Genomic DNA, 12,526 nt, shown 5'->3' with positions numbered 1-12,526 from the left:
CAGCTTAGGTGTATCCAAGAGTGCATTGAAGGCGGGCCTGCCGGGATTTGAACCCGGGTTGTCGGCTCCGAGGGCCGATGGGATATCCTGGCTACCTCACAGGCCCATGGGATAATCGTGATATAGTATATGAGTAACTCGTAGGTTGTGGTGCCATGTTCATCTTTTCTGATACATAACATATTCAATCATTACAATGAGATCAAACACATTTGATAGAAGACTTATCGCATCCGGTTCATTCATATGATTAGTTATATGGCGCCCAGGATATTTGTAGGAGAAACTATTCTTAGAAGTTCAAATTACATACTGAACGACTACCTGAAAGATTTTGAAGTGGAACACCCTATATTTCACTTATACACGATGGAATATAACAGTTTTCCTTAGATAGGACGGTATAGAAGTGCTTTTAATACAGAAATAAGATAGATCTTGATCCCATAAAAAGCCATAATGAATGTGGTCTAATGATTGATGCTGATATTAAAGAAAGAAAAACATAAATGATAGAATATTGATAACGAATGAAATGATGATTTTAGGCATTTCATCTGAGTAATGCTTCTCTATTGCCAAATGATGGGGGTTGCACATGTCCAAACATGTCGTATTTGATCGAGGTACACATTCAGATGTTGATGAGATAAAGCGATTCACATCCAATACGTGGAGAGTCGGATATTATAACGATCTTTACAGAACCATCGGAAACACAGGTACAATGGAGGACTATGTCGATAAAATTATAGAGAAATGGGTTGAGGAAGGTTCGGTATATGTTCTCAGGGTTGATGGTTCACCTGTTGCCACGATCCATTTTGATAAACTGTCTGATGGATCGATCATGCTTGGCGGATTGAGGGTGGATCCTGAACACAGAGGGGCTAAATACGGGCTGAGAATAATGCAAGAAACGATGGATTTTCTTAGGGATAAGGCTAAAAGACTAAGATCGGCAGTATATTCATGGAATACCCCCTCCCTCAATCTAGTCAAAAAACTAGGCTTCCATCCTATCGATGAGTACGAAGTTTACACCTTCGAAAATAGAGAGGGAACCAACATAAACATCGTTCCATCTATAGCTGAGTATTCTGGCAGATACAGATGCGTTCTAGTTGATTGGAAATACATATGTTCTGAGCACATGTATCACATATACGAATCCTACAGAAACAATTTCATAGTGGATTCGGCTAATTTAATATATTTTGATTCATATGAAGGAGGTATAGATTTCGTTATTAACGATAGCGACGACGTCGCATCTTTCATAGATGAAAATAGAAAGCTGAACGGTCGGATCATGTTCTATGTACGGAAGGATATCTCGAAGGATCTTCCATTTACACCATCTTCCTCAATGTTGATATGGGAATTCACATATGATTCATGATATAATGTCTCATGTGGTGGATTATCTATTTAAGATCAAATAATTTGAAAAATTTCCATATGGTTTTTTGTCATAAAATTTACATACGAATGAAACGAGCAAATTTAATAATATGATGGCATGTTAAACAGATTATGCCAAATGTGATAGTCTCTGCAGCGTCCAGCGGAATTGGAAAAGGCATCGCTGAGGTACTTGCAAGATGTGGATACAAAATGACGCTTTTTTCAAGAGACGAAAATAAGCTTCAGGCCGTTAAGAATGTATTGAAAAGCAAGTATGGGAATGAGCCGGTGACAATTGGTGCGGATCTTTCAAGATCCGAAGATATAGGGAAGGTGTTAGAAAAACATCGCGAGATCTATGGAAGCATAGAAAATCTTGTAGTCAATTATGGTGATCCAAGAGTCGCCTCGTTTCTGGATCTAAGCGAAGATGACTGGAAATACGCTTTAGATATGATTCTGATGTCTACGATAAGACTTACAAGGGAAGCGCTGAAGGATATGATAAGGCTGAAGGGTGGATCCATCGTGTACGTGACTTCGATGACTGTAAGAGAACCCATGGAAGGTTTTTCACTATCATCATCGATCCGATCTGCAGTGGTATCACTCGCAAAGAATATTTCACTCGAGGTATCAAAATTCGGTGTGAGAATAAATACGATATCTCAAGGCTATGTAAATACCGATAGATTGCGCGACGTTATCAAAAATAGCATAGATCGGGCAGAGGGTATGCGGAGACTGAGCGGAGACGTTCCACTTCGCAGGGTGGCTGAGCCGGAGGAGATAGGTGAGGTCGTTGAATTCCTCCTCTCAGACAGATCCTCGTATATCAACGGTGCAAATATACCTGTAGATGGTGGAATAACCAAATTTCCGCTTTGATGTGGTACTTTTAAGCATATTAAAAACTCTATCCTGAAAAAGGAAATATATGAATTAATTGATAATTCCGTATAAACCCATATTATGAACCTAGATCTGCCATAAACCTATTTTTTAGATCCCGCAATTATGCTTCCTTCGTTTTTCTGACACCATCTCTATTTTCAGATCACGATCACCGCGATCAGCTCAAAAAGATAATAATTGAAAAAGATATCATGCTCCAATGGAAAAAGCCATTCTTGTCAGGCACGGAGAAAGCGAGACAAATGTTTACGGTATAATATCCACCGATGAGGATCGCTATCCGCTAACGGAGAATGGCGTATTTCAGGTTCAGAGAACTGCAGCTCAACTGGCGGAACTTGATTTTGATGGTATAATATCAAGCCCTATACTCCGTGCTTATCAGAGCGCTCAGATAATAGCATCTGCTACAGGATTATCCATAGTGAAGGATGAACGCGCTAGAGAATCTGAATTTGGGCCCTATAATAACAGCAGAATAACGGAGATCCCGTACGGTACAAGGGAAGAACTGGAGATGGAACCCTGGGAATCTCACGTTAGGAGGATGCGATCGCTTGTTAGCGATTACGATGGCAGCTATATAATCGTTAGCCATGCATATCCGATAAAGAGCCTTCTCTGCGATTTTCTTGGCCTTGGGGAGTTTGATTGTTTCAGCGTCGAGATCAAGAATGCTTCCATGTCAGCCGTCCTTGTAAAAGAGGAACGCGTTCTGACAATAGGATCCCTTATACTGAGCGAATCCGTGAAGAACCACTTTAGAAAATGAATATATATAGATATGCTATCATTTGCCATATCAGGTTGAATGCTGATCCTATCGATCAGGTCTTCCTGAGGATGAAAGCATGTTCAGTATAGGTAATATCCTCAGACTTTCCATATTTGGTTCATCTCACGGTGATCTTGTAGGGGCGATGATAGATGGATTTCCGGTCGGGTTCAAGGTACCGTTTGATTACATACAGCGGTATATGGATTATCGCAGACCAGGATCAGGCATCCTGACGTCACAGAGGAAGGAGGAGGATAGAGTTGAGATAGTGTCCGGCCTCCATGAAGGATATACCGATGGAAGTCCGATAACGATCCTCATAAGGAACACCAACGTAATATCCTCTTATTATCAAGAGCTGAAGGACAATCCCAGGCCAGGCCACAGCGACTACACGTTGTTTCTGAAATACGGTAAATTCAGAAATTACGAGGGCGGTGGTTTCCTGTCCGGTAGAATGACCGCACCGATCGTTGCGGCTGGCTCCATAGCCAAGGCCTATCTTGAAAACACTGGCATAAAGGTGAAGAGCTATATGAGATCTATAGGAAACGTCGAATGCGATAGGATCACCGGTGACGTCTATGACTTTGAGACAAGAATGCCAGATGCTGAATGCGATGCGAAGGCCCATGATCTCATAATGAGGGTCATGAAAGAGGGAGACAGCGTGGGCGGTAGAATAGATACGGTCATAGAGAACTTTCCGGGAGGCGTGGGAGAACCGTTCTTTGATTCCGTTGAGAGTGCCATATCGCATGCCATCTTCTCGATACCAGCTGTGAAAGGTATAGAGTTCGGAGATGGCTTCAGAATGGCCACAATGCTTGGATCGGAAGCAAACGATCCCTTTGAAATCGTTGACGGAAAGATTATGACGACAACCAATCATAACGGAGGTATACTAGGTGGCATAACAAATGGAATGCCCATAAGATTCTCGGTTGCCATCAAGCCAACACCATCAATACATAAACCGCAGAAAACCGTCAACTTGGAGAAAGGCGAACCATCCATGATAACGGTTAAGGGCAGGCATGATCCATGCGTTGCCATAAGGGCCGTTCCGGTGATAGAATGTCTGACTTCGTTTGTTCTTCTTGATCTTCTGATACAGTCAGGGCGCGTCGATCGATACAACATTGGAGATATATGAGGTATATATGGGCAGAGGAAACAATGTCAATACCCTTATAAATGAAATTAAAATGTAAGTAACGTGTCGTTGAATATTCTTGGATATGATGTTGGTGGTACAAAGATATCAACTGTTGTAGGTAACGATTCAGGCAAAATACTTTCAAACGTCAGAATGCCCACTGTAAAGCATCTGGGAAAAAAGAGACTGATCGAAGAGATGATAACAATGGGCGATGCCGCACTAAAAAAAGCCCATGTTGATAAACCAGATCTGATAGGCATCATATTCGCCGGGCCTGTAGATCGGAGCAGAGGCGTGGTCATAGCCTCACCGAACATATTTGGTTTGAGCAATTTCAACATAGTTGAACCAATTCAGGACTATTACAAGACCGATACTTTTCTGGAAAATGATGCACAGGCGGCGGCAATAGCTGAGCGTCTTTTTGGTTCAGGTAAGAATGTGGACAACTTCGTCTATATGACGTTGAGTACTGGAATCGGCGGAGGCATATTCATCAATGGAAAACTTTACCGCGGTGCCCATGGGATGGCTGGTGAGATAGGGCACAACGTGATCATGGTCAATGGCCCAACCTGCGGATGCGGAAGGCGTGGATGCCTTGAGGCGCTTGCCGGCGGTAAGGCCATAGCTAGAAGAGTCATTGAAAACCTGCGTGCAGTTAGGGACTCGGATTTCTTTTCCAAGTTGAAGCCCAACGAGATAACTGCGGAGAAGGTGTTTGAAGGCAAGAGGCAAGGTGACATGTTCTCCCAGCTTATGCTTGAGGAGACCATATATTATCTTGCAGTCGGTCTCGTTAACATAATAAATACACTGGATCCAGAACTGGTGATAATAGGCGGAGGCATTTCGAAAGCTGGCAAGGATCTATTTGATCCGCTGAATGATGCGGTGAAGGAGGAGTTTAAGAGCATGTACAGGCCATTTAAGATAGTTCCTGGCCTGGAAAATGGATCGGATCTTGCAGCGATATCGGTTCCTCTGTACACGGAGATGGAGATGCATGGCGAGAGAGAAAAGCAGTATTGAGATGTGCCTCTACTACGAAGACGGAATGTGTCATTTCTCATCCTATGCCACTCCGTGCACACTGTGCATGAATTACAAGACGGCATATCCCATAGGAAAGAAGAAAAAGCCGATATACGATATATTCGATCTTGCTCCGGATATATTTACAGAGGGCAGCGATCTCCAATCACGGCTTTACTGATTTTTTTGATATCATTTAAAATATGTTATATATAACGTGGAGTAACACTACGCCCATTCAGATATTGTATCGGATTTATGTTGGTGTTTTTCCAATGAAACCCGAAAATTCGTTCCTAAGTTAATATTAACCGGTTATTTTTCTTCATTAATTCTAAGTTTTTTATATCTTGTTGTTGAAGTGAAATATTTTTCATCAACGTTATATATGATGAGGTATGATCATTCCACATGGCGAACACGGTTGCGGAAGTGATAATAAAGACACTGGCTGAACTTGGCGTAAAAAGGATATATGGAATACCTGGCGACTCCATTAACCCGCTGGTGGATGCTCTGAGAATGCAGGACAAGATAGAATTCGTGCAGACAAGACATGAGGAGGGCGCAGCACTTGAGGCGGCATTTGAGGCAAAACTGACCGGCCAGCTGACAGTATGCATGGGTACATCTGGCCCAGGTTCAATACATCTTCTAAATGGCCTATATGAAGCCAAGATGAGCAGGGTGCCTGTCATAGCCCTGACAGGACAGGTTGAATCTGATCTCATCTATCATGATTATTTTCAGGAAGTTGATCTTAACAGGCTTTTTGAGGATGTTTCTGTTTTCAATGCACAGATTGTCAATCCTGAATCTGCGTTCTACATCATTAATAGAGCTTTCCGCGAGAGCGTCAGCAAGCGTGGTGTATCACACATAACGCTACCGGTAGATGTATTGAGAATGAATGCCGAGATCGGATCCATAGACAATAATTTCAGGGATAATCCGCGCTTTGTCATAGATCCAAAACCAGCAGAAGATATGATAAACGGCAGCAAGAGGCCGCTGATATTCATGGGCAGGGGTGTCATCGGGGAGACCGGTCGCCTGAATGAATTTGCCGAAAAGATAGGCGCTCCGGTGATATACAGCGTGAATGCCAAGGGGCTCGTCAGCGACGAGGATCCAAAGGTAATGGGGCCACTTGGTCTGCTGGGCACAAAGCCCTCAGTGGAGGCCATGAAGAAGGCGGATCTCGTCATCCTTCTCGGAACAATATTTCCATATGTTTCCTTCATAAATGAAAAAGCGAAGGTGATTCAGGTGGATATAGATCCGTCAAACATAGGTAAGAGAGTCCATGTTGATCTGGCCTATCACTGTACGGTTTCTGATTTTCTCAGTCAGGTTAAGCCTTCAGAAAAGAAGGAAAAATTCTACACAGATATGACGGCAGAGAAACAGGACTGGATTGCAAACATGGAAAAGCTTGAATCTGACAGGTCAAAGCCCATAAAACCTGAATTTCTCACGAGCGTGATATCGAAGAAGGCGGAGAAGGATGCTGTTTTCATTGTTGACACAGGGAACGTGACGGTCTGGTCCATAAGACATATTAATGGCGGTCAGGGGCGAACCTTTCTGCTGTCTCCCTGGCTTGGTACAATGGGCGTTGGCATACCGGGTGCAGTGGGTGCTTCGTTCGCAACCGACAGGCAGGTCATAGCGATCACCGGCGATGGGAGCTTTGCAATGACAATGATGGAGCTCATAACTGCGAAGAAATATTCTAGGCCGGTAAAAGTGGTTGTATACAACAATTCAAAGCTTGGAATGATAAAGTTTGAGGAGGAGGTTATGGGATACCCAGAATGGGGCGTGGATCTTATGAATCCAGACTTTTCCAAGATCGCCGAGGCTATGGGTATAACGGGGATAAGGGTTGAGGATCCAGAAAGGATAGAAGAGGCTGTGGATGAATTTCTCAGGATCAGTGGCCCTGCAGTGCTCGATGCTGTTGTTTATGCAGATGAGCGCCCGATGCCACCAAAGCTAATGTTTTCACAGATAAAGGGATATGTGACATCAATACTGCGAGAAAAGCTGGAATGATCCACTGATTCCATTTTAAGTGTTCTTATTTAAGAAATAAATGAAGATGAAATTATATTATTTTGAACCTGATTGCTTGAGTCTCTCGAGGAGCTTCCTGTTAATATTCAACAGCTCTGTGCCCTTTGCCAGGCCCATGCTTATGTTCCTTGATCCTATGTTCCTCATTATATCCTCGGCCTCTGGATGATCCAGGCCTATCACAGGCAGCATCATCTCTACGGTTCTTGATGCCGTGCGGTTTCCAGTGAAGTACCTTATGACAAGCCTTATTATCCTGTCCAGGTTCGCAAAGAGGAATTCACGGCCAGGCAGAGTCTCCATCGCAGAGCTGAAGAATGTTATCATATCCTGTTTCTTTATCTCCGTCTTCTCTATCATTCCATAGATGGTTGAGAGATCGGTTGATGATTTCAGTTTGCCGAAGGCAGATATTATACGCACGCGATCCTCGTCCCTGTCTATGGATCTGAATTTCTCCAGAAGTCCCTTCAGATCCCCCGTGACAAGGGCATAGGCAGTTGCTATAGAATTCCTCATCTCAGGGTCAGCAGAATCCAGATCCTTGAACTGCTTCGACATCTCCTCAGCATAGGACTCATCCACTATCACATACAACCTAGATACACGTCCAAGGGCTATTCTGAGGTTCTCGTCTTCCTTCCCGATCAGATACTCAAGCCTGGATCTGCAGAATGATCTGGCTTCATCGTCGAAGGCGTGCGTCAGCATGTGCAGGTACTCCATCTGGCTCACTATCGATGTTATTACGTTATGATCATCGTCATTGAAAAAGTTCCGTATTCTTTCCCTGTATGTATCCGGATCTATCGTTCCTGATAGAAGGAAGGCAAAGAGATCGTCAACCATGCCCACGCGATCCAGCGGAGAAAGGTCAGCGTAGTGATCGATAACGGTACTGAAAGTTCTGTCGTCGTACAGAACTCTGTAGAATCCGGTGCTATCGGCGTTGATCTTTATGAAGTCTTCCTTTTCGATCTCTGTCCTGCCTTCGACAAGAATCTTTTCAACGCCGTGGCCTCTTTTGATGTTTACAGGTATCGGCCATGCACTTTCCTCATCTCCGTCAAGAAGGAAGCGTCTCTGGATCAGCACGATCTTCTTGCCTTCTGACCTTGCCTCTATGACCGGGTATCCCGGATTCTTTATCCAGTACTCCATGACCCTCTTCACAGGTTTACCGGACACTTCCTCTATTGCAGTCCAGAGATCTGAACCCTCAGCGTTTCCGTACTTATGATCGTTTAGATACTTCGCTATGCCCTTCCTGAACTCCTCGCTTCCAGTATAATCCTCTATCATGCGGAGTATGGATGCACCCTTTCCATAGCTTATCTCATCGAATATCTGCGATATCTCATCTGGATCCTTGACGTCAACCTCGATTGGATGGGTGTTCTTCAGTGAATCTGACCGAAGTGCTCCTGACGTTCTGCTAACAAAGAAGTCGCCCCAGAATGACCATTCGGGAAAGATGCTGTCCATGGTCTTGTAGGACATGAACGTAGCGAAGCTCTCATTGAGCCACAGATCGTTCCACCACTTCATCGTGACCAGATCGCCGAACCACTGGTGCGCGATCTCATGAGCTATCACGTTTGCTGAATTTCTCTTCACCGTTATGGCAGAATCCTCGGCGAGATCCATGTATATCTCCCTGAACGTTATCGCGCCCCAGTTCTCCATTGCACCTGCACCGAACTCCGGCACTGAGATCAGGTGCATCTTCGGCAGTGCGTAGGGTATGCCGAAGTATTTCTCGTAGAATTCTATGGATCTCTTCGCTATCTCAAGCGGATATTTCGATCTTATCTCCTTGAGCGATGCGAGTATCAGATCGATGTCCCTGTACTTCTCATACTCGTACCTGAACTTCCCAACACCTATGTATAGTAGATACGTTGACATCCTTGGTGTATCCTGGAACTCGATCACCTTCCTGTCTGATACCTCCACACGCTTTGGAGGCATGTTGGATATGGCATCGTACTCCTTATCTATGACCGCTGTTATGGAAAACACTGCCTTGTAGGCGGGGTGATCGACGCAGGGAAACATACGCCTGGCATCGGTGGCCTCGAAGTGTGTCGTTATCATACCGTTCTCCTTTCCAGCATAATATATGCCAGACAACGAATCTGATACCTTTCCGGAGAACGATATTTCTATCTTCTGTGGTTGATCTTCGCCCTGAGCCCTGACGATCTGGCCATCATAGGAATATGAAGCATCCTTACCATTTACCTTCATCCAGTTGATCTGCAGGCCTACGGCATCCAGAACGATTTCACCCGGCCCTGCGGTTATGGTTTCAGTTCCATTGAACGTTCTCTTATTGATATCAAAATCCAACGTGAGATCGTACTTCTCTACTTCCATGAGAAAGGATCGCTGACTATGCTTAAAACTTATTCCTCAAAATGCAAAAAATTGTCAGTAGGACTTTGTTACGTTCAGCCCACTGACAATCATATATGGAAATCTTGACGGAAATATTTCATTCCACCACCTTACATACTCACTTTCCCTCGAAAGCGCAGATATATTTTTCAATATGGATGGCATAGAATCGCTGATCCTTATGCCATCCCAGTACTCCTTTATCTCTCCGTTTCTGATGTAGTAAACCCCATCCCTGGGCACAGTTGAGAATACTCCATTTCTGTAGTCCTGGAAACGAAGATACCAGCTATTCATTATCATCAGACCTTCATGCATATCTGATATCATCTCGTCAAGTGTTCGATCACCTGCAGACATCTCTATCTGCCATGCTTCGGGGGAGATAATGCCAGCATTTCCGGTCGTTTCGGTGTTCATGTACCTGGCTGTGGATGTTGAGTGCAGATATGTTTTCAGAGATCCACGATCGATTATGGGAACACGTTTTGTGGCTGTACCTTCCTCATCGAAGAAACGATAGGCCATTCCCATCGTATCGGTTGGATCATCGTATATGGAAACGATCGGCGAAGCGACCTGTTTTCCGATCATATCCTTAAGATAGCTGAGACCCGAGATCACGGTATGTGCGGAGAATGCGTAGGATCCTGAGGTCAATATGTTGCCGGCAGCCATTGGAGCCAGTATCACGTCGTAGCGTCCCTCTCTGCCTTCATGCTTCTCCACATTTCGGATACCCTCTGCTGATCTTCTTCCGATGGCGTAGGCGTCGAGCTTTCCTCCGATGCCACTGTGTCCGCAGGCCTGACCAGATCTATCGTTCTTGAAGGATCGGACAACGGCTTCTACACCAAGGGAATTGTAGTTTCCTCTGTTGTATCTTGTGGCGATCTCAACCCTAGATCGCATGGCATAAACTAATCCGGCCATTCTTTCAGATCCGGCATCCACTGCGCCATTTATAGCCTGATCTGCAAGATCATCGGCGTCAAGAGCCATGTCTGAGGAGTCTGAGATCGCATAATTCTGTCTTCTGTCATTTATACCGTAAAACAATGGATTCTCTGGCGCCTGATCCAGCCTCTTTGACAGTTCCTCAATGGATTTTTCGAGATCGGATCCCTCCTTTATGGTGGTCATGATCGTTCTCTTTCCTCTAGCAACAAAGACGTTCAATACGGATTCTTCCCATATATTATGAAGATCCCTGCTGCCATTGGAAAACCTGATCTGTTCGTCGTGGTTTGTGAACATGATCACGGAAAACTCATCGAACCTTTTCTCAAGACAACCTGATACCTTATCCAGATCGAACATGGTCATCACTTTATCCTCATGTTTCTAAGTCTCATGTGCGGGCCGCCCATCCAAACCTCAACCCCCTGCTCCGGATCGCCCTTTCCGCATATGCCGGCGCTGAAACGCAGATCCTTGCCCACCGCATCAACTGCGGAATAGAATTTTATGGTGTTTGTCTCGATTACAGGACGCCTGACTCTGCCGCGTATATCTCCGTTCTCTATGTAATATGCTTCCTTGCCCACGTAACGTTCATTGAACCTAATATCGTCGATGTTCCATTCGGTGAACGATTTAATGTATATCCCCCTGTGCACATCCTCGAACAGTTCTTCAAAGGAGTAATCGCCTGGCTCGATGTACGTTGTGCTCATGCGCGCCAGAGGTTCCATATCCCATGCTGAGGATCGACCGGATCCGTTGCTTTCTGTTCCTATCCATGATGCGCTCTCCCTGTTCAGCAGGAATTCGGACGTGAATCCGTTTCTGTAGAGATATCTCTTCCTCGCATGCACGCCCTCATCATCGTACTGATAATATCCATAAGAACCCTTTATCGTCGGATCGTCTATAACGCTCACCTTGTCCGATCCTATCCTGTACGGAAACCTCTTACCTGTGAGAAACGATTCTCCGGCTAGCGCAGCCTCCCTCCCGGATATACGATCGTATTCGGTCGGATGTCCTGCGCTCTCATGCGCAACTATTCCTGATATCTCAGGGCCAACTATAACATCGAAATTTCCGGGTTCAACGGAAGGTGCCAGTATGATCTCTCTGAGGTTGGATACATCGTTTCTCATGGACTCAGAAATGTATGGAAAATCGAAGATCTCATAGCCTCCTGTCCATCCGAATTCCTCCGAAGACTGTTCGTATCTGTCGTTCTCGGAAACGCCGATCAGATAGTTGAAGAAGATTCTTGAGTACGTTCCCTCAACGCGCGATCCATCTGTATTCTCGTATATCTGATGCACGTATCTGTCTGAAAGTGCACTGATCCTGACGCTGGATCCATCAGCGGCCACTGAATCTGCTTCCTTCAAGATATTGATCATATCCTCCAGGCTGTGATCCTGTACCCGATCATTACCTATCTCTGACCAGCTGGCTTTTTCTGCCTTCCCATGGTATATCTTATTTTTGCCGGGCTTTTTGGATCTGGATACGGCGTCGTCGATTATGCTCTTTATCCTCTCCCAGTCCTCGGAATCCGTATACGCCATCGCTATGGAATCATTGAGAACCCGAATGGCATATCCACTGTCATTGGCATAGACCGATTCGTCAAATTCTCCGTTCCTGATCACTGCACCTCTGCCTTCGGTCTCCATGTACCTAACATCTGCATATTTAGATCTCTGTCCAGCGTATTCCATTATGCGGTCAATAAATTCTCCTCCCATATCATACCCCCTTAAAAACATCATACACTTGAACGCGAATAT

General features: G+C 44.8%; 10 protein-coding genes and 1 tRNA gene. 7 read left to right on the top strand and 4 right to left on the bottom strand.

Going from position 1 to position 12,526, the window contains the following annotated elements; genetic code table 11:
* Positions 1 to 32: 32 nt before the first annotated feature.
* Positions 33 to 106, bottom strand: a tRNA-Arg gene (locus tag DMB44_RS04655).
* A gap of 492 nt (positions 107 to 598) precedes the next feature.
* On the opposite strand from DMB44_RS04655, the gene DMB44_RS04650 reads away from it, so the two are divergent.
* From DMB44_RS04650 to DMB44_RS04620, 7 genes are all read left to right on the top strand, one after another.
* Entirely contained in the window at positions 599 to 1,402 is an 804-nt protein-coding gene (locus tag DMB44_RS04650; RefSeq protein WP_110641330.1) for a GNAT family N-acetyltransferase, read from the top strand.
* A gap of 134 nt (positions 1,403 to 1,536) precedes the next feature.
* A complete protein-coding gene (locus DMB44_RS04645; RefSeq protein ID WP_110641328.1) occupies positions 1,537 to 2,295 on the top strand; it encodes an SDR family oxidoreductase in 759 nt (252 codons plus the stop codon).
* A gap of 226 nt (positions 2,296 to 2,521) precedes the next feature.
* A complete protein-coding gene (locus tag DMB44_RS04640; RefSeq protein ID WP_110641326.1) occupies positions 2,522 to 3,094 on the top strand; it encodes a 2,3-diphosphoglycerate-dependent phosphoglycerate mutase in 573 nt (190 codons plus the stop codon).
* 79 nt (positions 3,095 to 3,173) lie between these two features.
* Entirely contained in the window at positions 3,174 to 4,256 is a 1,083-nt protein-coding gene (gene aroC / locus DMB44_RS04635) for a chorismate synthase (protein ID WP_110641324.1), read from the top strand.
* A 63-nt stretch (positions 4,257 to 4,319) separates the two neighbouring features.
* Positions 4,320 to 5,294: an ROK family protein gene (locus DMB44_RS04630; protein ID WP_110641322.1), complete on the top strand. Its 975-nt coding sequence runs from the start codon at positions 4,320 to 4,322 to the stop codon at positions 5,292 to 5,294.
* Positions 5,269 to 5,478: a hypothetical protein gene (locus tag DMB44_RS04625; RefSeq protein WP_153280154.1), complete on the top strand. Its 210-nt coding sequence runs from the start codon at positions 5,269 to 5,271 to the stop codon at positions 5,476 to 5,478. Before DMB44_RS04630 ends, DMB44_RS04625 begins: the two co-directional genes overlap by 26 nt.
* A 230-nt stretch (positions 5,479 to 5,708) precedes the next feature.
* Positions 5,709 to 7,355 (top strand): thiamine pyrophosphate-dependent enzyme, encoded by a 1,647-nt coding sequence (locus DMB44_RS04620; protein WP_110641318.1) that lies wholly within the window; start codon positions 5,709 to 5,711, stop codon positions 7,353 to 7,355.
* Between the two features lie 57 nt (positions 7,356 to 7,412).
* Here DMB44_RS04620 and DMB44_RS04615 read toward each other — a convergent pair whose 3' ends face one another.
* From DMB44_RS04615 to DMB44_RS04605, 3 genes are read right to left on the bottom strand one after another with little or no spacing between them, the layout of a single operon-like run.
* Positions 7,413 to 9,755 carry a M1 family metallopeptidase gene (locus tag DMB44_RS04615; protein WP_110641316.1) on the bottom strand — a complete coding sequence of 781 codons (2,343 nt, stop codon included), beginning with the start codon at positions 9,753 to 9,755 and terminating at the stop codon, positions 7,413 to 7,415.
* 54 nt (positions 9,756 to 9,809) lie between these two features.
* Positions 9,810 to 11,102 (bottom strand): TldD/PmbA family protein, encoded by a 1,293-nt coding sequence (locus DMB44_RS04610; RefSeq protein WP_110641314.1) that lies wholly within the window; start codon positions 11,100 to 11,102, stop codon positions 9,810 to 9,812.
* Positions 11,102 to 12,484: a TldD/PmbA family protein gene (locus DMB44_RS04605; RefSeq protein WP_110641312.1), complete on the bottom strand. Its 1,383-nt coding sequence runs from the start codon at positions 12,482 to 12,484 to the stop codon at positions 11,102 to 11,104. Before DMB44_RS04605 ends, DMB44_RS04610 begins: the two co-directional genes overlap by 1 nt.
* Between the last annotated feature and the right edge of the window lie 42 nt (positions 12,485 to 12,526).

Source organism: Thermoplasma sp. Kam2015, from assembly GCF_003205235.1.
Lineage (GTDB): Archaea > Thermoplasmatota > Thermoplasmata > Thermoplasmatales > Thermoplasmataceae > Thermoplasma.
This window is presented reverse-complemented; position numbering and strand designations above follow the sequence as displayed.

Excerpts from the sequence above, each read along its gene's own strand:
- DMB44_RS04645 (WP_110641328.1), top strand. The coding sequence starts at position 1,537 with ATGCCAAATGTGATAGTCTCTGCAGCGTCCAGCGGAATTGGAAAAGGC.
- DMB44_RS04615 (WP_110641316.1), bottom strand. The coding sequence starts at position 9,755 with ATGGAAGTAGAGAAGTACGATCTCACGTTGGATTTTGATATCAATAAG.
- DMB44_RS04640 (WP_110641326.1), top strand. The coding sequence starts at position 2,522 with ATGGAAAAAGCCATTCTTGTCAGGCACGGAGAAAGCGAGACAAATGTT.
- DMB44_RS04605 (WP_110641312.1), bottom strand. The coding sequence starts at position 12,484 with ATGGGAGGAGAATTTATTGACCGCATAATGGAATACGCTGGACAGAGA.
- DMB44_RS04625 (WP_153280154.1), top strand. The coding sequence starts at position 5,269 with ATGGCGAGAGAGAAAAGCAGTATTGAGATGTGCCTCTACTACGAAGAC.
- DMB44_RS04620 (WP_110641318.1), top strand. The coding sequence starts at position 5,709 with ATGGCGAACACGGTTGCGGAAGTGATAATAAAGACACTGGCTGAACTT.
- aroC (WP_110641324.1), top strand. The coding sequence starts at position 3,174 with ATGTTCAGTATAGGTAATATCCTCAGACTTTCCATATTTGGTTCATCT.
- DMB44_RS04650 (WP_110641330.1), top strand. The coding sequence starts at position 599 with ATGTCCAAACATGTCGTATTTGATCGAGGTACACATTCAGATGTTGAT.
- DMB44_RS04610 (WP_110641314.1), bottom strand. The coding sequence starts at position 11,102 with ATGACCATGTTCGATCTGGATAAGGTATCAGGTTGTCTTGAGAAAAGG.